Annotated in this window: 18 protein-coding genes, 1 pseudogene and 1 other annotated feature; all 19 genes and pseudogenes read left to right on the top strand. The window is 40.1% G+C overall.

Going from position 1 to position 21,114, the window contains the following annotated elements; translation table 11 throughout:
- Positions 1 to 6 precede the first annotated feature (6 nt).
- Complete coding sequence (rlmD, locus tag HT725_RS01970; RefSeq protein ID WP_173252955.1) at positions 7 to 1,365, top strand: 23S rRNA (uracil(1939)-C(5))-methyltransferase RlmD; 1,359 nt, start codon at positions 7 to 9, stop codon at positions 1,363 to 1,365.
- 265 nt (positions 1,366 to 1,630) lie between these two features.
- Positions 1,631 to 1,945 (top strand): annotated as a pseudogene (locus HT725_RS01965) (transposase family protein); the annotation flags it as partial.
- A gap of 142 nt (positions 1,946 to 2,087) precedes the next feature.
- Positions 2,088 to 3,311, top strand: a complete 1,224-nt coding sequence (locus HT725_RS01960) for an FtsW/RodA/SpoVE family cell cycle protein (protein ID WP_061439109.1) — start codon at positions 2,088 to 2,090, stop codon at positions 3,309 to 3,311.
- Between the two features lie 24 nt (positions 3,312 to 3,335).
- Entirely contained in the window at positions 3,336 to 6,032 is a 2,697-nt protein-coding gene (ppc, locus tag HT725_RS01955; protein ID WP_173252953.1) for a phosphoenolpyruvate carboxylase, read from the top strand.
- 69 nt (positions 6,033 to 6,101) lie between these two features.
- Positions 6,102 to 6,319: a binding site (T-box leader), on the top strand.
- Positions 6,320 to 6,562: 243 nt separating this feature from the next.
- Positions 6,563 to 7,567: a tryptophan ABC transporter substrate-binding protein gene (trpX, locus tag HT725_RS01950; RefSeq protein WP_173252950.1), complete on the top strand. Its 1,005-nt coding sequence runs from the start codon at positions 6,563 to 6,565 to the stop codon at positions 7,565 to 7,567.
- 75 nt (positions 7,568 to 7,642) lie between these two features.
- Positions 7,643 to 8,509, top strand: a complete 867-nt coding sequence (locus HT725_RS01945) for an ABC transporter permease (protein ID WP_004234420.1) — start codon at positions 7,643 to 7,645, stop codon at positions 8,507 to 8,509.
- Positions 8,506 to 9,264, top strand: coding sequence for an ABC transporter ATP-binding protein (locus HT725_RS01940; RefSeq protein WP_173252948.1), 759 nt, complete (start codon positions 8,506 to 8,508; stop codon positions 9,262 to 9,264). The genes HT725_RS01945 and HT725_RS01940 overlap by 4 nt, the downstream gene beginning before the upstream one ends.
- Positions 9,265 to 9,353: 89 nt before the next feature.
- The gene (gene dnaG, locus HT725_RS01935; RefSeq protein ID WP_173252947.1) at positions 9,354 to 11,114 is read left to right on the top strand and encodes a DNA primase; all 1,761 of its coding nucleotides are present in this window, start codon (positions 9,354 to 9,356) and stop codon (positions 11,112 to 11,114) included.
- 2 nt (positions 11,115 to 11,116) lie between these two features.
- Complete coding sequence (gene rpoD / locus HT725_RS01930) at positions 11,117 to 12,226, top strand: RNA polymerase sigma factor RpoD (protein ID WP_000201906.1); 1,110 nt, start codon at positions 11,117 to 11,119, stop codon at positions 12,224 to 12,226.
- Between the two features lie 13 nt (positions 12,227 to 12,239).
- On the top strand, positions 12,240 to 12,569 hold the full coding sequence (locus tag HT725_RS01925; RefSeq protein WP_173252945.1) for a metal-sulfur cluster assembly factor: 330 nt from the start codon (positions 12,240 to 12,242) through the stop codon (positions 12,567 to 12,569).
- A gap of 114 nt (positions 12,570 to 12,683) precedes the next feature.
- A complete protein-coding gene (gene cpoA / locus HT725_RS01920) occupies positions 12,684 to 13,727 on the top strand; it encodes an alpha-galactosylglucosyldiacylglycerol synthase (protein WP_173252943.1) in 1,044 nt (347 codons plus the stop codon).
- A 15-nt stretch (positions 13,728 to 13,742) separates the two neighbouring features.
- Positions 13,743 to 15,068, top strand: coding sequence for a glycosyltransferase family 4 protein (locus HT725_RS01915; protein WP_173234027.1), 1,326 nt, complete (start codon positions 13,743 to 13,745; stop codon positions 15,066 to 15,068).
- 29 nt (positions 15,069 to 15,097) lie between these two features.
- A complete protein-coding gene (locus HT725_RS01910) occupies positions 15,098 to 15,274 on the top strand; it encodes a PspC domain-containing protein (RefSeq protein WP_173234132.1) in 177 nt (58 codons plus the stop codon).
- A gap of 58 nt (positions 15,275 to 15,332) precedes the next feature.
- The gene (locus tag HT725_RS01905; protein ID WP_000863859.1) at positions 15,333 to 15,467 is read left to right on the top strand and encodes a DUF4044 domain-containing protein; all 135 of its coding nucleotides are present in this window, start codon (positions 15,333 to 15,335) and stop codon (positions 15,465 to 15,467) included.
- A gap of 63 nt (positions 15,468 to 15,530) precedes the next feature.
- A complete protein-coding gene (gene obgE, locus HT725_RS01900) occupies positions 15,531 to 16,841 on the top strand; it encodes a GTPase ObgE (protein WP_173234029.1) in 1,311 nt (436 codons plus the stop codon).
- Between the two features lie 9 nt (positions 16,842 to 16,850).
- Positions 16,851 to 17,009: a hypothetical protein gene (locus HT725_RS01895; RefSeq protein ID WP_007284777.1), complete on the top strand. Its 159-nt coding sequence runs from the start codon at positions 16,851 to 16,853 to the stop codon at positions 17,007 to 17,009.
- 998 nt (positions 17,010 to 18,007) lie between these two features.
- Positions 18,008 to 19,267: a UDP-N-acetylglucosamine 1-carboxyvinyltransferase gene (locus HT725_RS01890; protein ID WP_054392759.1), complete on the top strand. Its 1,260-nt coding sequence runs from the start codon at positions 18,008 to 18,010 to the stop codon at positions 19,265 to 19,267.
- 15 nt (positions 19,268 to 19,282) lie between these two features.
- Positions 19,283 to 19,834, top strand: coding sequence for a GNAT family N-acetyltransferase (locus HT725_RS01885; RefSeq protein ID WP_173218395.1), 552 nt, complete (start codon positions 19,283 to 19,285; stop codon positions 19,832 to 19,834).
- Positions 19,827 to 21,104, top strand: a complete 1,278-nt coding sequence (spxR, locus tag HT725_RS01880; RefSeq protein WP_173218397.1) for a CBS-HotDog domain-containing transcription factor SpxR — start codon at positions 19,827 to 19,829, stop codon at positions 21,102 to 21,104. The genes HT725_RS01885 and spxR overlap by 8 nt, the downstream gene beginning before the upstream one ends.
- Positions 21,105 to 21,114: the final 10 nt, after the last annotated feature.

Genomic DNA, 21,114 nt, shown 5'->3' with positions numbered 1-21,114 from the left:
AAGAGAATGTTAAAGAAAAATGATATTGTAGAAGTTGAAATTGTTGACTTGACCCATGAAGGTGCAGGAGTGGCCAAGGTGGATGGTTTGGTCTTTTTTGTAGAGAATGCTTTACCGAGTGAAAAAATTCTCATGCGTGTCCTCAAGGTCAATAAAAAGATTGGCTTTGGAAAAGTTGAAAAATACCTTGTCCAGTCACCACACCGTAATCAAGATCTAGATTTGGCTTACCTGCGTTCAGGAATCGCGGATTTAGGACACCTTTCTTATCCAGAACAGCTCAAGTTTAAAACTAAGCAAGTCAAGGACAGTCTATACAAGATTGCTGGAATTGCTGATGTAGAGGTTGCTGAGACGCTTGGTATGGAAAATCCAGTCAAGTACCGCAACAAAGCACAGGTCCCTGTTCGTCGTGTTAATGCTATCTTAGAAACAGGATTTTTCCGTAAGAATTCCCACGACCTCATGCCTCTGGAAGATTTCTTTATCCAAGATCCTGTGATTGATGAGGTAGTAGTAGCTCTACGTGACTTGCTCCGTCGTTATGACCTGAAACCTTATGATGAAAAGGAACAATCTGGCTTGATTCGAAATCTTGTGGTACGTCGTGGACACTATTCAGGACAAATCATGGTTATTTTGGTGACCACTCGTCCGAAGATTTTTCGTGTAGAGCAATTGATTGAACAACTAATCAAGCAGTTCCCAGATATTGTGTCTGTTATGCAAAATATCAATGACCAGAACACTAATGCTATTTTTGGTAAGGAATGGCGCACACTTTATGGACAAGACTATATTACCGACCAAATGTTGGGAAATGACTACCAAATCGCTGGACCCGCTTTTTACCAAGTCAATACTGAAATGGCTGAAAAACTTTATCAAACAGCCATTGACTTTGCTGAATTAAGAGCAGATGATGTGGTTATCGATGCTTATTCTGGTATTGGAACAATTGGCCTCTCTGTTGCTAAACATGTCAAAGAAGTTTATGGTGTTGAAGTCATTCCAGAAGCGGTTGAAAATAGCAAGAAAAATGCTAGCTTGAACGGCATTACTAACGCCTACTATGTCTGCGACACAGCTGAAAATGCTATGAAGACTTGGCTTAAAGATGGAATAGAACCAACCGTTATCTTGGTTGATCCTCCACGCAAGGGCTTAACCGAAAGCTTTATCAAGGCAAGTAGCCAAACAGGAGCTGATCGCATTGCCTATATTTCTTGTAATGTCGCAACTATGGCACGTGATATCAAACTCTACCAAGAGTTGGGATATGAGTTGAAGAAAGTACAGCCGGTTGACCTATTTCCCCAGACGCATCATGTCGAATGTGTAAGTTTGTTAGAGAAACGTAGTTAATCCTCAAAAGGTTCCCCAAACCTTTTGAGTTCCGCAGACTTACCATGTTGAGGCAGTATCACTGCTTGTACAAGCTGAGGTATCAGCGAAGTAGAAGTAAATGTTCTCCCATTCGATAGGACTCGTAGAATGAAGAGGAAAACCGACGAAACGATACGGTAAGTCCGAAACGCTCAGTGTGTAAGCTTGTTGCTAAAAGCGTAAAAACCTTTGAACGAAAGGAATAATAGACTTTCTGCGAAACAAAATATAATACAATAAAACTATGAATTCTGAAGCAAGTCAGCAATTAAGCGATAGCCGTTTCAAGAGCCTTGTAGGTGTTCAGCGCACGACTTTTGAAGAGATGTTAGCTGTGTTAAAAACAGCTTATCAACGTAAACGCGCAAAAGGTGGACGAAAACCCAAATTAAGCCTAGACTATCTCCTCAAGGTAACTATTCAATACATGCGAGAATAGCGCACTTATGAACAAATTGCGGCTGATTTTAGTATTCACGAAAGCAACTTAATCCATCGGAGTCAATGGGTTGAAGCAACTCTTATTCAAAATGGTTTTACGATTTCAAATTCTGCCCTAATTATAAAAAACAGTAAAATTCGAAGGATTGTAAGGTAAGAGTTTTTTTCTTTCTGAAAAAATGGTATAATAGCAATCAAAACTAGAAAATAAAACGGAATTTGGAACAGATTTGTCTGTATCCTAGTAGAGTGGTGATACTATGAAGATTAGTAAGAGGCACTTATTAAATTATTCCATCTTGATTCCCTACTTGCTTTTATCTATTTTGGGCTTGATTGTGGTCTATTCGACCACCAGCGCTATTTTAATTGAAGAAGGCAAGAGCGCCTTGCAATTGGTTCGAAATCAAGGAATCTTTTGGATTGTTAGTTTGATACTGATTGCCTTAATTTATAAATTGAGACTAGATTTTTTGAGAAATGAGCGACTAATCATTTTAGTTATATTGATAGAAATGGTTTTATTGTTTTTGGCTCGTTTTATTGGTATTTCCGTGAACGGGGCATACGGTTGGATTTCGGTTGCAGGAGTAACTATTCAGCCAGCTGAGTACTTAAAAATCATTATTATTTGGTATTTGGCTCACCGATTCTCCAAACAGCAAGAAGAAATAGCTATTTATGATTTTCAAGTTTTGACTCAAAATCAATGGCTTCCCCGTGCTTTTAATGATTGGCGATTCGTTCTCCTGGTTCTGATTGGAAGTTTGGGAATTTTCCCTGATTTAGGAAATGCGACTATTTTAGTATTGGTTTCCTTGATTATGTATACAGTTAGTGGAATCGCTTATCGTTGGTTTTCAACCATTCTGGCGCTCGTATCTGCCGCTTCTGTCTTTGTCTTGACCACTATCAGCCTAATCGGTGTTGAGACCTTTTCAAAAATTCCAGTATTTGGCTATGTGGCCAAGCGCTTTAGTGCCTTTTTTAATCCTTTTGCCGATCGTGCGGATGCGGGTCACCAGTTATCTAATTCTTATTTTGCCATGGTCAATGGCGGTTGGTTTGGTCTAGGTCTTGGGAATTCGATTGAAAAACGAGGTTATTTACCAGAAGCTCATACAGACTTTGTCTTTTCTATCGTGATTGAAGAATTTGGCTTTGTTGGTGCCAGTCTGATTTTAGCTCTCTTGTTTTTCATGATTTTGCGGATTATCTTGGTCGGTATCCGAGCGGAGAATCCTTTCAATGCCATGGTTGCACTCGGTGTCGGAGGGATGATGTTGGTTCAGGTATTTGTCAATATCGGAGGGATTTCGGGCTTGATTCCATCTACAGGAGTAACCTTTCCCTTCTTATCCCAGGGTGGAAACAGTCTTCTAGTCTTGTCAGTGGCAGTGGCCTTTGTCTTAAATATTGATGCCAGTGAAAAACGCGCTAAGTTGTACCGAGAATTGGAAAATCAACCAATGAACCTTCTGTGAAGTAGAATAAAGAAAGGATAGTCTATGTCTCTTCAAAAATTAGAAAATTATAGTAATAAAAGTGTTGTGCAAGAAGAAGTATTGATTCTAACAGAATTGCTGGAAGATATTACTAAAAATATGCTTGCCCCAGAGACCTTTGAAAAAATCATGCAGTTGAAAGAATTATCAACGCAGGAAGATTATCAAGGTCTAAACCGTCTAGTGACTAGCTTATCAAATGATGAAATGGTCTATATTTCACGCTATTTTTCAATCTTACCTCTTTTGATTAATATTTCAGAGGATGTGGATTTAGCTTATGAAATCAATCATCAAAATAATATTGATCAGGACTATTTAGGTAAATTATCTACAACGATCAAAATGGTTGCTGAAAAAGAAAATGCCGTTGAAATTCTTGAACACTTGAATGTTGTCCCTGTTTTGACAGCCCATCCAACACAAGTGCAACGCAAAAGTATGTTGGATTTAACAAATCATATTCATAGTCTTTTGCGTAAATACCGTGATGTTAAGTTGGGGTTGATCAATAAAGAAAAATGGCACAATGATTTGCGTCGTTACATCGAAATTATTATGCAGACAGACATGATTCGTGAGAAAAAATTAAAAGTGACTAACGAAATCACGAATGCTATGGAATATTACAACAGCTCCTTTTTGAAAGCTGTACCTCACTTGACGACGGAGTATAAGCGCTTAGCGCAAGCACATGGGTTGAATTTAAAACAGGCTAAGCCAATCACCATGGGTATGTGGATTGGTGGAGACCGTGATGGTAATCCCTTTGTTACAGCAGATACCTTGAAACAGTCTGCACTCACTCAGTGTGAAGTCATCATGAACTATTATGATGAAAAGATTTACCAACTTTATCGTGAGTTTTCTCTTTCAACTAGCATTGTCAATGTAAGTAAGCAAGTCAGAGAAATGGCTCGTCAATCCAAGGATAACTCGATTTACCGCGAAAAAGAGCTTTACCGTCGTGCCTTGTTTGATATTCAATCAAAAATCCAAGCAACAAAAACCTATCTGATTGAGGATAAGGAAGTTGGGACTCGTTATGAAACCGCCAATGATTTCTACAAGGATTTGATTGCCATTCGAGATTCTCTACTAGAAAATAAGAGCGAGTCCTTGATTTCAGGTGATTTTGTGGAATTATTGCAGGCAGTAGAGATATTTGGTTTTTACCTAGCATCAATTGATATGCGACAAGACTCTAGCGTCTATGAAGCCTGTGTGGCAGAACTCTTGAAATCAGCAGGAATTCATTCTCGATATAGCGAGTTGAGCGAAGAAGAAAAATGTGACCTTCTCTTGAAAGAGTTAGAAGAAGATCCCCGAATTCTTTCTGCGACTCACGCAGAGAAATCAGAATTATTAGCAAAAGAACTAGCTATTTTTAAGACGGCTCGTGTTTTGAAAGATAAGTTGGGAGATGATGTCATCCGTCAGACCATCATTTCACATGCAACCAGCCTTTCTGATATGCTAGAATTAGCTATTCTATTAAAAGAAGTAGGACTGGTGGATACGGAAAGGGCGCGTGTTCAGATTGTTCCCCTTTTTGAAACAATTGAAGACTTGGATCATTCAGAGGAAACAATGAGACAATATCTTTCTCTTCCTCTTGCCAAAAAATGGATTGCTTCACGTAATAACTATCAAGAAATCATGTTGGGCTACTCTGACAGTAATAAAGATGGCGGTTACTTGTCATCATGTTGGACCCTCTACAAGGCTCAACAACAATTGACTGCTATTGGAGATGAATTTGGCGTTAAGGTTACCTTCTTCCATGGCCGTGGTGGGACTGTCGGTCGTGGTGGTGGGCCAACCTATGAAGCCATCACATCTCAACCGCTCAAGTCTATCAAGGATCGTATCCGCTTGACGGAGCAGGGTGAAGTAATTGGCAATAAATACGGTAATAAAGACGCTGCTTACTATAACCTTGAAATGCTAGTATCGGCAGCTATTAACCGTATGATTACTCAGAAGAAGAGCGATACCAATACCTCAAATCGTTATGAAGCCATTATGGATCAAGTAGTGGACCGTAGTTACGATATCTACCGTGATTTGGTCTTTGGTAATGAGCATTTCTATGATTATTTCTTCGAGTCAAGTCCAATCAAGGCTATTTCAAGCTTTAACATTGGTTCTCGCCCAGCTGCCCGTAAGACGATTACTGAAATCGGTGGTTTGCGTGCCATCCCTTGGGTATTCTCATGGTCACAAAGTCGTGTTATGTTCCCTGGATGGTACGGGGTTGGTTCAAGCTTCAAGGAATTTATCGATAAAAATCCAGAAAATATTGCTATTTTACGAGATATGTACCAAAATTGGCCTTTCTTCCAATCGCTTCTTTCAAATGTTGATATGGTTTTGTCAAAATCAAATATGAATATTGCTTTTGAATATGCTAAACTTTGTGAAGACGAGCAAGTTAAGGCCATCTATGAGACTATTTTAAATGAATGGCAAGTTACTAAGAACGTTATCCTGGCTATTGAAGGACATGACGAACTCTTAGCTGACAATCCATATCTAAAAGCTAGTCTGGATTACCGTATGCCTTACTTTAATATTCTCAACTATATTCAGTTGGAGTTGATCAAACGCCAACGTCGTGGAGAATTGTCCAGTGATCAAGAACGATTGATTCATATCACCATCAACGGAATTGCAACAGGATTGCGTAATTCAGGCTAATCATTTTCAAAAGTGAAGATGAAAAAAATTCTAATAGACTATTGACAAGTAGTTTAAAAATGATATAATTTAACCATTCAGAAAAGTAATCGTACAAACTTTCAAGAGAGTCTGTGGTAGCTGAAAACAGATAAGTGGCGATGATGAAAATTGGGCTGAATGTTATTTAGAATTTGAAATCATAAAAATTCGGTGAGCACACCTTACAGTGCATCTCGTTATTGCGAGACAGAGCGATAGGGAAATTCCCTATAATTGAGGTGGTACCGCGCATCGACGTCCTCACACAAGTTTTTTGTGTGAGGACTTTTTTTGATGGAGGTTAGTATGGAAAGAAAACGATGGCGTCGCTTGTTTATACTCAATGAAAATCAAAGTACAAACTAGGAAGCTAGCCNNAGGTTGTGGATAGAACTGACAGAGTCAGTATCATATACCTACGGTAAGGCGACGCTGACGTGGTTTGAAGAGATTTTCGAAGAGTATTAGATAAGTGAAGTATTTTAAAGGAATTAAAAAGGAGAAACAGAATGAAAAATAAACGTTTAATTGGAATTGTCGCTGCCTTAGCAGTCTTAGTAGCAGGAAGCTTGATTTACTCTTCAATGAATAAACCAGAATCTCAGAATAATAAGGATGAGAAGAAAATAACCAAGATTGGTGTGCTTCAATTTGTGAGCCATCCATCCCTTGATTTGATTTATAAAGGGATTCAAGCTGGACTTGCTGAAGAAGGATATAAAGATGACCAGTTGAAGATCGACTTTATGAACTCAGAAGGTGACCAAAGTAAGGTTGCGACAATGAGTAAACAATTGGTTGCAAATGGAAATGACCTTGTGGTTGGTATTGCAACACCAGCTGCTCAAGGTTTAGCTAGTGCCACAAAAGACCTACCTGTTATCATGGCCGCTATTACAGACCCAATTGGTGCTAACTTGGTTAAAGATTTGAAAAAACCAGGTGGCAACGTTACAGGGGTATCTGACCACAATCCAGCTCAACAACAAGTTGAACTCATCAAGGCTCTGACACCGAATGTGAAAACAATCGGAGCTCTTTACTCAAGTAGCGAAGACAATTCAAAAACACAGGTCGAAGAATTTAAGGCTTATGCTGAAAAAGCAGGTCTGACAGTGGAAACATTTGCAGTTCCTTCAACAAATGAAATTGCCTCAACTGTCACTGTTATGACTAGCAAGGTAGATGCTATTTGGGTTCCGATTGATAACACCATTGCATCAGGATTTCCAACGGTTGTCTCTAGCAATCAAAGTTCTAAGAAACCAATTTATCCAAGTGCGACAGCTATGGTAGAAGTAGGTGGTTTGGCATCAGTTGTAGTTGACCAACATGACCTTGGTGTGGCAACTGGTAAAATGATTGCACAAGTCTTGAAAGGTGCAAAACCAGCGGATACTCCAGTCAATGTATTTTCAACTGGTAAGTCAGTAATTAACAAAAAATTGGCACAAGAGCTAGGTATTACGATTCCTGAATCTGTTCTAAAAGAAGCAGGACAAGTGATTGAATAATCTGTAATGGAGGAGTTGGGGACATCTCCTCCAATTTTTTACAATAGAAATCATATAGAAAAGGTTAAGAAACAGATGATACTATCTATTATTTCTCAAGGATTTGTCTGGGCTATTTTAGGTCTGGGAATCTTTATGACATTTAGGATTTTAAACTTTCCAGATATGACGACAGAAGGTTCCTTCCCTCTTGGGGGAGCTGTTGCTGTCACTCTGATAACCAAAGGTGTAAATCCCTTTTTAGCGACACTTGTTGCTGTTGGAGCCGGTTGTTTGGCTGGAATGGCAGCAGGACTTCTTTATACAAAAGGGAAGATCCCAACCTTGCTCTCAGGGATTTTGGTGATGACTTCCTGTCACTCTATCATGCTCTTGATTATGGGACGTGCGAATTTAGGCCTGCTTGGAACCAAGCAAATTCAGGATGTTTTGCCTTTTGATTCAGACTTGAACCAACTCTTGACAGGTCTTATCTTTGTCAGTCTTGTCATTGCTCTCATGCTCTTTTTCTTGGACACCAAACTCGGACAAGCCTATATTGCTACAGGTGACAATCCTGATATGGCTAGAAGTTTCGGGATTCATACCGGACGCATGGAGCTCATGGGCTTGGTCTTATCAAATGGAGTGATTGCCCTTGCAGGTGCCCTCATTGCCCAGCAAGAAGGCTATGCCGATGTATCTCGAGGAATCGGGGTTATCGTTGTGGGGCTTGCAAGTTTGATTATTGGAGAAGTTATCTTCAAGAGTTTGAGCTTGGCAGAACGTCTGGTTACCATCGTTGTAGGTTCTATCGCTTATCAATTCTTAGTGTGGGCAGTTATTGCGCTTGGATTTAACACAAGTTACCTTCGTCTATACAGTGCAGTGATTTTAGCAGTCTGCCTCATGATTCCAACATTTAAGCAAACCATCTTGAAAGGAGCCAAGTTAAGCAAATGACAGCAATTGTAGAATTAAAAAATGCAACCAAAGTCGTTAAAAATGGCTTTGATGAAGAAAAGATTATTTTAAATGATGTTTCCTTAGAAATTTTTGAACAGGATTTTATCACGATATTAGGTGGAAATGGTGCTGGTAAATCAACCCTTTTTAACACCATTGCAGGAACCTTGTCCTTAACCAGTGGAACCATCCGTATTTTAGGTGAGGATGTTACCAAGTATTCACCAGAGAAGAGAGCCAAGTATCTGTCACGTGTTTTCCAAGATCCTAAGATGGGGACAGCTCCTCGTATGACAGTGGCAGAGAATCTCTTGATTGCCAAGTTTCGTGGTGAAAAGCGTGGATTGTTACCAAGACGTTTGGCTAGCTATAAGGATGAATTTCAGGCAACCATTGAAAAAGTGGGAAACGGTCTTGAGAAACACTTGAATACACCGATTGAGTTCTTATCTGGTGGACAAAGACAGGCTTTGAGTCTCTTGATGGCAACCTTGAAGCGACCTGAATTACTCTTGTTAGACGAGCATACTGCAGCCCTTGATCCAAAGACCAGTGTGGCCTTGATGGAATTGACGGATGAATTTGTCAAGAAAGACCAGCTGACAGCGCTTATGATTACTCATCACATGGAAGATGCTCTTAAGTATGGCAATCGCTTGATTGTCATGAAAGAAGGACGGATTATCCAAGATTTGACCCAAGAAGAAAAAGCAAAAATGAAAATCTCTGATTATTATCAACTCTTTGAATAAAGTAGGGAAAATGAGTGAAATGGTTTACTTTTTTTATGAAATAAAGTATACTATATAAAGTAAACTATGATAACATGGAGGTATTGTGTATGGTTGACAAACAAGTCATTGAAGAAATCAAAAACAATGCCAACATTGTGGAAGTCATAGGAGATGTGATTTCTTTACAAAAGGCAGGACGGAACTATCTAGGGCTCTGTCCTTTTCATGGTGAAAAAACACCTTCTTTCAACGTTGTAGAGGACAAGCAGTTTTACCACTGTTTTGGTTGTGGCCGCTCGGGTGATGTCTTTAAATTCATCGAGGAGTACCAAGGGGTTCCCTTTATGGAGGCTGTCCAAATCTTAGGTCAGCGTGTTGGGATAGAGGTGGAAAAACCGCTTTATAGTGAACAAAAGCCAGTTTCTCCTCACCAAGCTCTTTATGATATGCACGAAGATGCAGCCAAATTTTATCATGCTATTCTCATGACAACGACTATGGGGGAAGAGGCCAGAAACTACCTTTATCAGCGTGGTTTGACAGATGAAGTGCTCAAGCATTTTCGGATTGGTTTAGCACCTCCAGAACGAAACTATCTCTATCAACGTTTGGCTGGTCAGTATCGTGAAGAGGATTTCTTGGATTCGGGACTATTTTACCTCTCAGATGCCAATCAATTTGTAGACACCTTTCACAATCGGATTATGTTTCCCCTGACCAATGATCAGGGAAAGGTTATTGCCTTCTCAGGTCGTATCTGGCAGAAAACGGATTCACAAACTTCTAAGTATAAAAATAGCAGATCGACTGCAATTTTTAACAAAAGTTACGAATTATATCATATGGATAGGGCAAAAAAATCTTCTGGAAAAGCTAGTGAGATTTACCTCATGGAAGGGTTCATGGATGTCATCGCAGCCTATAGGGCTGGAATCGAAAACGCTGTGGCATCTATGGGAACGGCCTTGAGTCGTGAGCATGTTGAGCATCTGAAAAGGTTAACCAAGAAGTTGGTTCTTGTTTACGATGGCGACAAGGCTGGGCAAGCCGCGACTTTAAAAGCGCTGGACGAAATTGGTGAGATGCCTGTGCAAATTGTCAGCATGCCTGATAACTTGGATCCAGATGAGTATCTACAAAAAAATGGACCAGAAGACTTGGCCTATCTATTAACGAAAACTCGTATTAGTCCGATTGAGTTTTACATTCATCAGTACAAGCCTGAAAATAGTGAAAATCTGCAGGCTCAGATTGAGTTTATTGAAAAAATAGCTCCCTTGATTGTTCGAGAAAAGTCTATTACTGCTCAAAACAGCTATATTCATATTTTAGCTGACAGTCTGGCGTCCTTTGATTATGCCCAGATTGAGCAGATTGTTAATGAGAGTCGACAGGCACAAAGGCAGAATCGCATGGAAGGAATTTCCAGACAGACGCCAATTACTATGCCTGTCACCAAGCAGTTATCGGCTATTATGAGGGCAGAAGCCCATCTACTTTATCGAATGATGGAATCTCCTCTTATTTTGAATGATTACCGTTTGCGAGAAGACTTTGCATTTGACACACCTGAATTTCAGGTTTTATATGACTTACTTGGTCAGTATGGAAATCTTCCTCCAGAAGTCTTAGCAGAGCAGACAGAGGAAGTTGAAAGAGCTTGGTATCAAGTCTTAGCTCAGGATTTACCTGCTGAGATGTCACCGCAGGAACTCAGTGAAGTAGAGACGACTCGAAACAAGGCTCTCTTGAATCAGGACAATATGAGAATCAAAAAGAAGGTGCAGGAAGCTAGCCATGTAGGAGATACCGACACAGCCCTAGAAGAATTGGAACGATTAATTTCCCAAAAGAGAAGAATGGAGTAATAATGGCAACAAAACAAAAAGAAGTAACAACATTTGACGTACAAGTAGCAGAATTTATCCGTAATCATAAGCAAAAAGGGACAGCAACAGATGATGAAATCAATGCTAGTCTTGTCGTTCCTTTTACCTTGGACGCTGATGGGATTGAAGATCTCTTGCAACGGATTCAGGATGCAGGAATTTCGATCACAGATAACGAAGGAAATCCGAGTGCGCGTGTTCTTAGCAATGAAGAAGAACCAGAACTCAGCGATGAGGACTTGATTGGGTCAACTTCTGCTAAGGTTAATGACCCTGTCCGTATGTACTTGAAAGAAATCGGAGTCGTTCCTCTCTTGACCAATGAAGAGGAAAAAGAATTGGCACTGGCTGTTGAAGCTGGTGATATCGAAGCCAAACAACGTCTTGCGGAAGCCAACCTTCGTTTGGTTGTTTCCATCGCCAAACGCTATGTCGGTCGTGGTATGCAGTTCCTTGACTTGATTCAAGAAGGAAATATGGGCTTGATGAAGGCGGTTGACAAGTTTGACTATTCTAAAGGGTTCAAGTTCTCAACTTACGCAACTTGGTGGATTCGTCAGGCTATCACTCGTGCTATTGCGGATCAAGCTCGTACCATCCGTATCCCAGTTCACATGGTTGAAACCATCAATAAATTGGTTCGTGAACAGCGGAACCTCCTTCAAGAATTAGGTCAAGATCCAACACCAGAACAGATTGCTGAACGTATGGATATGACACCTGATAAGGTTCGTGAAATCTTGAAGATTGCCCAAGAACCAGTATCTCTTGAAACTCCAATCGGTGAAGAGGATGATAGCCACCTTGGGGACTTTATCGAAGATGAAGTGATTGAAAATCCAGTGGATTATACAACTCGTATCGTCTTGCGTGAGCAGTTGGATGAGGTCTTGGATACTCTTACAGACCGTGAAGAAAATGTTCTACGTCTCCGTTTCGGGCTAGATGATGGAAAAATGCGTACCCTTGAAGATGTGGGTAAAGTCTTTAACGTGACTCGCGAGCGTATCCGTCAGATTGAAGCAAAGGCTTTGAGAAAACTACGCCAACCAAGTCGCAGCAAACCGCTTCGTGATTTTATTGAAGACTAAGAGTGAGGAAAATATGGCTTATACAGAAGAGCAAATTGAAAACATCAAAACACGAATTTTATCAGTCTTGGAAGAAGTCATCGACCCTGAGTTGGGAATCGATATTGTCAATCTTGGTTTGATTTATGAGATTCGTTTTGACGGCGACACAGGGCAAGCAGAGATTGATATGACTTTGACAACCATGGGTTGTCCCCTAGCAGACCTTTTGACGGATCAGATTTATGATGCCATGACAGAGGTTCCAGAAGTAACGGATACTGAGGTTAAATTAGTCTGGTATCCAGCCTGGACTGTTGAAAAAATGAGTCGCTATGCACGCATTGCCCTAGGCATTAAGTAAACCTATAAAAACATGTGAGAGACCATTGGAAAATGAGGAAATTTCCCCTTCTTTTCCTCTAGTCTCTCCTTTCTTTTGCTGATTTTATTCAAAGAAAATGATATAATAGTAGTTATGGAAAAAAAGAAATTACGCATCAATATGTTGAGTTCAAGTGAGAAAGTGGCAGGACAAGGAGTTTCAGGTGCCTACCGTGAATTAGTTCGTCTTCTTCACCGTGATGCCAAGGACCAATTGATTGTTACAGAAAATCTTCCAATAGAGGCAGATGTGACTCACTTTCATACCATTGATTTCCCCTATTATTTATCAACATTTCAAAAGAAACGCTCAGGAAGAAAGATTGGCTATGTACATTTCTTACCTGATACACTTGAGGGGAGTTTGAAAATTCCATTTTTCTTAAAGGGAATTGTGAAACGCTATGTATTTTCTTTTTACAACCGGATGGAGCACTTGGTTGTGGTCAATCCTATGTTTATTGAGGATTTGGTGGCAGCTGGTATTCCACGTGAAAAAGTAACTTATATTCCTAACTTTGTCAACAAGGAAAAATGGCACCCACTTTCACAAGAAGAGGTAGTCAGACTGCGAACAGAGCTAGGTCTTAGTGACAATCAGTTTATCGTAGTAGGTGCTGGTCAAGTTCAGAAACGTAAAGGGATTGATGACTTTATCCGTCTGGCTGAGGAATTGCCGCAAATTACCTTTATCTGGGCAGGTGGTTTCTCTTTTGGTGGCATGACAGATGGTTATGAGCGCTACAAGAAAATCATGGAGAATCCCCCTAAAAATTTGATTTTTCCAGGCATTGTGTCGCCAGAGCGAATGCGTGAATTGTATGCCTTGGCGGATCTTTTCTTGTTGCCTAGTTACAATGAACTCTTTCCGATGACGATTTTAGAGGCTGCTAGTTGTGAAGCTCCTATTATGCTACGTGATTTGGATCTTTATAAGGTGATTTTGGAGGGAAATTATCGGGCGACAGCAGATAGAGAAGAGATGAAAGAAGCTATTTTGGAATATCAAGCAAATCCTGCCGCCTTAAAAAATCTCAAAGAAAAGGCTAAGAATATTTCCAGAGAGTATTCTGAAGAGCATCTGTTACAAATCTGGTTGGATTTTTATGATAAACAAGCCGCTTTAGGGAGAAAATAAAAAGTGAGGTAATCTATGCGAATTGGTTTATTTACAGATACCTATTTTCCTCAGGTTTCAGGTGTTGCGACCAGTATTCGAACCTTGAAAACAGAACTTGAAAAACAGGGACATGCTGTTTTTATCTTTACGACGACAGATAAGGATGTCAATCGCTATGAAGATTGGCAAATTATCCGCATTCCAAGTGTTCCCTTCTTTGCTTTTAAGGATCGCCGCTTTGCCTATCGAGGATTCAGTAAGGCACTTGAAATTGCTAAACAATATCAGCTAGATATTATCCACACTCAGACAGAATTTTCTCTTGGCTTGTTGGGGATTTGGATTGCGCGTGAATTGAAAATTCCAGTCATCCATACCTATCACACCCAGTACGAAGACTATGTGCATTATATTGCCAAGGGGATGTTGATTCGTCCTAGTATGGTCAAGTATCTGGTCAGAGGTTTCCTGCACGATGTGGATGGGGTTATTTGCCCGAGTGAGATTGTCCGTGATTTGCTATCTGACTATAAGGTCAAGGTTGAAAAACGCGTCATTCCAACTGGGATTGAATTAGCCAAGTTTGAGCGTCCGGAAATCAAGCAGGAAAATTTGAAAGAACTGCGTAGTAAATTAGGGATTCAAGATGATGAACAGATGTTGCTTAGTCTTTCCAGAATTTCCTATGAAAAAAATATTCAAGCAGTTTTAGCAGCCTTTGCAGAAGTTCTGAAAGAAGAAGACAAGGTTAAACTGGTGGTAGCTGGGGATGGTCCTTATCTGGATGATCTCAAAGAGCAAGCTCAGAAACTAGAGATTCAAGACTCTGTTGTCTTTACAGGGATGATTGCTCCTAGTGAGACGGCTCTTTATTATAAGGCGGCAGATTTCTTCATCTCGGCATCGACAAGTGAAACGCAGGGTTTGACCTACTTGGAAAGCTTAGCTAGTGGAACGCCTGTTATTGCTCACGGAAATCCGTATCTGGACAATCTTATTAGTGATAAAATGTTTGGTACCTTGTATTACGGCGAGTATGATTTGGCTGGAGCCATTTTAGAAGCCCTGATTGCAACACCAGACATGAATGAGCATACCTTATCAGAAAAATTGTACGAGATTTCGGCTGAGAACTTTGGGAAACGGGTGCATGAGTTTTATCTTGATGCTATTATTTCAAATAATTTCCAGAAAGATTTAGCAAAAGATGATACGGTCAGTCAGCGTATTTTTAAAACAGTTTTGTATCTTCCGCAAAAGGTAGTCGCTGTACCGGTAAAAGGCTCTAGACGCATGCTGAAGGCTTCAAAAACACAGTTAATCAGCATCAGAGATTATTGGAAAGACCATGAAGAATAGAAAGAGGAATAGCTATGAAAAAACAATTGATGAGAGGTGGTAGTGATCAAAAAATTGCTGGTGTTTGTGCTGGGGTAGCCCATTATTTTGATATGGATCCGACTATTGTTCGTGTAATATGGGGTGTTCTTGCTTGCTGTTACGGAGCGGGAATTGTAGCTTATATCATTTTATGGATTATCGCACCAGTAGCAAGTGACTATTGAAAACTAGCTCAATTCATGCTAAGATAATAGAAAATAGAATGTAACGAAGGAGAGAAAAATGGCATTTGGAGATAATGGAAATCGTAAAAAAACGATGTTTGAGAAAATAACCTTGTTTATCGTGATTATCATGCTAGTAGCAAGTTTATTGGGAATTTTTGCAACTGCAATTGGTGCCCTCAGTAATCTATAAAATAGATTCAAGAAAATTTAGTGACTGGGATTTCCCAGCCCTTTTTTAAAGTGAGAAGAAATAATGAGTATGTTTTTAGATACAGCCAAGATTAAGGTCAAGGCTGGTAATGGTGGCGATGGTATGGTTGCCTTTCGCCGTGAAAAATATGTCCCTAATGGTGGTCCTTGGGGTGGTGATGGTGGTCGTGGAGGCAATGTCGTCTTCGTTGTAGATGAAGGTCTACGTACCCTCATGGATTTCCGCTATAATCGCCATTTCAAGGCTGATTCTGGTGAGAAAGGAATGACCAAAGGGATGCATGGTCGTGGTGCAGAGGATCTCAGAGTTCGTGTTCCACAAGGTACGACTGTTCGTGATGCAGAGACTGGCAAGGTTTTGAAAGATTTGATTGAACATGGTCAAGAATTTATTGTAGCCCACGGTGGTCGTGGTGGACGTGGAAACATCCGCTTTGCGACACCCAAAAATCCTGCACCTGAAATCTCTGAAAACGGAGAACCAGGTCAGGAACGTGAGTTACAATTGGAACTAAAAATCTTGGCAGATGTCGGTTTAGTAGGATTCCCATCTGTTGGGAAATCAACACTTTTAAGTGTTATTACCTCAGCTAAACCTAAAATTGGAGCCTACCACTTTACGACAATTGTACCAAATTTAGGTATGGTTCGCACCCAATCGGGTGAATCTTTTGCAGTAGCCGATTTACCAGGTTTGATTGAAGGGGCTAGTCAAGGTGTTGGTTTGGGAACCCAGTTCCTCCGCCACATTGAGCGTACACGTGTCATCCTCCATATCATTGATATGTCAGCTAGCGAAGGCCGTGATCCTTATGAGGACTACCTAGCTATCAATAAAGAGCTGGAGTCATACAATCTTCGTCTCATGGAGCGTCCACAGATTATCGTAGCCAATAAGATGGATATGCCTGAGAGTCAGGAAAATCTTGAAGAATTCAAGAAGAAATTGGCTGAAAACTACGATGAATTTGAAGAGTTACCAGCTATCTTCCCGATTTCTGGATTGACCAAGCAAGGTTTGGCAACGCTCTTGGATGCGACAGCTGAATTGTTAGACAAGACACCAGAATTCTTGCTCTACGACGAGTCAGATATGGAAGAAGAAGCTTACTATGGATTTGACGAGGAAGAAAAAGCCTTTGAAATTAGTCGTGATGACGATGCAACATGGGTGCTTTCTGGTGAAAAACTCATGAAACTCTTTAATATGACCAACTTTGATCGTGATGAATCTGTTATGAAATTTGCCCGCCAACTTCGTGGTATGGGGGTTGATGAAGCCCTTCGTGCGCGTGGTGCTAAGGATGGGGATTTGGTCCGCATTGGTAAATTTGAGTTTGAATTTGTAGACTAGGAGACTGATATGGGAGATAAACCGATATCTTTCCGAGATGCGGATGGTAATTTTGTTTCCGCTGCAGACGTTTGGAATGAAAAGAAATTGGAAGAACTGTTTAATCGTCTCAATCCAAATCGTGCTCTGAGATTGGCACGAACTAAAAAAGACAATCCATCTCAGTAAAGAAGCTAAAAAATCCCGTGCCTCATCAGATACGGGATTTTGTGGTACGACGGGATGTATAGCAAACTGAATCTGGAATAGCACAGCATATCTTCTAAAATATTGTTATCAATTGATTTGAATTTCAAAATTAAATTGTTTGATTCTTATTTCACTTTGTTATAGTATATCTGATGTCAAAATTCTCGGCGAGTCAAATAGCGATTCCCAAGCCTGACTATCGTGAGGTAGCGGATTAAAACGGTCTGGGGATAGATCGTTTTAAGTCTGATGCTGGAAATAAGAATCGTCAGGGGAAGGGATAGCGAAATCGTGGCTCTACGAACAGGAACGTGATAGTAAGGCGTATATAGTGGATAAGGGGGCTCAAAACTCTAAAGTCCAAAAAGGTAGTCGTAACCTATATACATAAAGCACGAGAGTAATTGAATTCGGACTAAGATTTTCTATTTTCACTGTAACCTTTTAACGTCCTCATATCTTGTATACACGAGGAAAGATGTATGACTTATCCCGTGAGGTCTATCACTATAAAGAGAAAACGACAGATAGAGGTGATCCTGAGTCACGGTTATCTTTAAAATAGATTGTCTGATAGGATGCTAGCCTGAAAACGTCTTGTTCATGAAATATAGGACGCTATGTATAAAACGCTTCTGTGAACTGAGAGAAGGGGGAGAAGTTCTTTCTAAAGTTTAGTTGAACAGCCGTATTCCGATACTTAGATAAGGGGGTTAGTCTTAGCTCCTACTCGATTTCAGGGGGCAAAAAAGGGGCAATAGCGATTCGAGAAAGATTATACTCTTCGAAAATCTCTTCAAATCACGTCAATATCGCCTTGCCGTATATATGTNNGATTTTCATTGAGTATCAGTGACTAAATCATCAACTCTGATTTATCCAATAAAATTGAAAAGGATGGAAAAAAGGTTGCATTTATGATATAATTTATTTTAAAGACCTTATTAGAAATCTTGAAAGAGTATTGAAAACTTAGAATGAGAAAAATTGTTATCAATGGTGGATTACCACTACAAGGTGAAATCACTATTAGTGGTGCTAAAAATAGTGTTGTAGCCTTAATTCCAGCTATTATCTTGGCTGATGATGTGGTGACTTTGGATTGCGTTCCAGATATTTCGGATGTAGCAAGTCTTGTCGAAATCATGGAATTGATGGGAGCTACTGTTAAGCGTTATGACGATGTCTTGGAGATTGATCCAAGAGGTGTTCAAAATATTCCAATGCCTTATGGGAAAATCAACAGTCTTCGTGCATCTTACTATTTTTATGGGAGCCTCTTGGGTCGTTTTGGTGAAGCGACAGTTGGTCTACCGGGAGGATGTGATCTTGGTCCTCGTCCGATTGACTTACACCTTAAGGCGTTTGAAGCTATGGGTGCCACTGTTAGCTACGAGGGAGATAACATGAAGTTATCTGCTAAAGATACAGGACTTCATGGTGCAAGTATTTACATGGATACGGTTAGTGTAGGGGCAACGATCAATACGATGATTGCTGCGGTTAAAGCGAATGGTCGTACTATTATTGAAAATGCAGCCCGTGAGCCTGAGATTATTGATGTAGCTACCCTCTTGAATAATATGGGTGCCCATATCCGTGGGGCAGGAACCAATATCATCATTATTGATGGTGTCGAAAGATTACATGGGACACGTCATCAGGTTATTCCAGACCGCATTGAAGCTGGAACATATATATCTTTAGCTGCTGCAGTCGGCAAGGGGATTCGTATAAATAATGTTCTTTACGAACACCTAGAAGGATTTATTGCTAAGCTGGAAGAAATGGGAGTGAGAATGACTGTATCTGAAGACAGCATTTTTGTCGAAGAGCAGTCTAATTTGAAGGCAATCAATATTAAGACAGCTCCTTACCCAGGCTTTGCAACTGATTTGCAACAACCGATTACCCCACTTTTACTAAGAGCGAATGGTCGTGGTACAATTGTTGATACGATTTACGAAAAACGTGTAAATCATGTTTTTGAACTAGCAAAGATGGATGCGGACATTTCGACAACAAATGGTCATATTTTGTACACAGGTGGACGTAATTTGCGTGGGGCAAGTGTTAAAGCGACTGACCTACGAGCTGGGGCTGCACTAGTCATTGCTGGGCTTATGGCTGAAGGTAAAACTGAAATTACCAATATCGAGTTTATCTTACGTGGTTATTCTGATATTATCGAAAAATTACGTAATCTAGGAGCGGATATTACACTTGTTGAGGATTAAACCGTAGAGGTGTTTATGAATATTTGGACCAAATTAGCAATGTTTTCTTTTTTTGAAACGGATCGCTTGTATTTGCGTCCTTTCTTTTTTAGTGATAGTCAAGACTTCCATGAGATAGCTTCAAATCCAGACAATCTTCAATTTATTTTCCCGACTCAGGCAAGTCTGGAAGAGAGCCAATATGCGTTGGCCAATTACTTTATGAAGTCCCCTTTGGGAGTATGGGCTATTTGTGACAAGAAAACTGAAAAAATGATTGGTTCTGTTAAGTTTGAAAAGTTAGATGAAATTAAAAAAGAAGCTGAACTTGGCTATTTTTTGAGAAAAGATGCTTGGTCGCAAGGATTTATGACAGAGGTTGTTAGAAAAATTTGTCAACTTTCTTTTGAAGAAGTTGGCTTAAAACAATTATCCATCATTACCCACCTTGAAAATGAAGCTAGTCAACGGGTTGCCCTTAAGTCTGGATTTCGATTGATTCGTCAGTTTAAAGGAAGTGATCGCTATACAAGGAAAATGCGGGATTATCTTGAATTTCGGTATGTAAAAGGAGAATTCAATGAGTAAGCATCAGGAAATTCTAAGCTATTTGGAGGAATTACCAGTAGGTAAAAGGGTCAGTGTTCGTAGCATTTCCAACCATCTGGGAGTCAGTGATGGAACGGCTTATCGCGCTATCAAGGAAGCTGAAAACCGTGGAATTGTGGAGACCCGTCCTAGAAGTGGAACAATTCGTGTTAAATCCCAGAAAGTTGCTATCGAAAGATTAACTTTTGCTGAAATTGCTGAAGTGACCTCTTCTGAGGTTCTGGCTGGACAAGAAGGTTTAGAGAGAGAATTTAGTAAGTTTTCAATCGGTGCCATGACTGAGCAAAATATCTTATCTTACCTTCATGATGGGGGGCTCTTGATTGTCGGAGACCGTACCCGTATCCAACTGTTAGCACTTGAAAATGAAAATGCCGTTTTGGTTACAGGGGGATTTCAGATTCATGATGATGTTCTTAAACTGGCCAATCAAAAAGGAATTCCTGTTCTGAGAAGCAAGCATGACACTTTCACTGTCGCGACCATGATCAATAAAGCCTTGTCAAATGTCCAAATCAAGACTGATATTTTGACAGTTGAGAAGCTTTATCGTCCAAGTCATGAATATGGTTTTCTGAGAGAGACAGACACTGTTAAAGATTATTTGGACTTGGTACGCAAGAATCGTAGCAGTCGTTTCCCTGTTATCAATCAACATCAAGTGGTTGTTGGGCTTGTTACTATGCGTGACGCAGGAGACAAGTCTCCCAGCACGACGATTGACAAGGTGATGACGCGCAGTATCTTCGTAACAGGGTTAGCGACCAATATTGCCAATGTGAGTCAACGAATGATAGCAGAAGACTTTGAAATGGTACCAGTTGTTCGAAGCAATCAAACCTTGCTTGGGGTTGTAACCAGACGAGATGTCATGGAGAAGATGAGTCGTTCCCAAGTTTCTGCTCTACCTACTTTTTCTGAGCAGATTGGTCAAAAACTTTCTTATCACCATGATGAAGTAGTGATTACAGTGGAACCCTTTATGCTAGAGAAAAATGGTGTTTTGGCTAATGGTGTATTGGCAGAAATTTTGACCCATATGACTCAAGATTTAGTTGTGAATAGTGGTCGCAATCTCATTATCGAGCAGATGCTGATCTACTTTTTGCAGGCTGTTCAGATAGATGATATACTGCGCATTCAAGCACGGATTATTCATCATACGAGACGATCAGCTATTATTGACTACGATATTTATCATGGTCACCAGATTGTTTCAAAAGCAAATGTAACCGTTAAAATTAATTAGAAACTAGGAG

The sequence above is a fragment of the Streptococcus sp. 2579 genome (assembly GCF_013277195.1).
Lineage (GTDB): Bacteria > Bacillota > Bacilli > Lactobacillales > Streptococcaceae > Streptococcus.
Note: the sequence above shows the minus strand (reverse complement) of the source record. Positions and strands in the feature narration are given on the sequence as shown.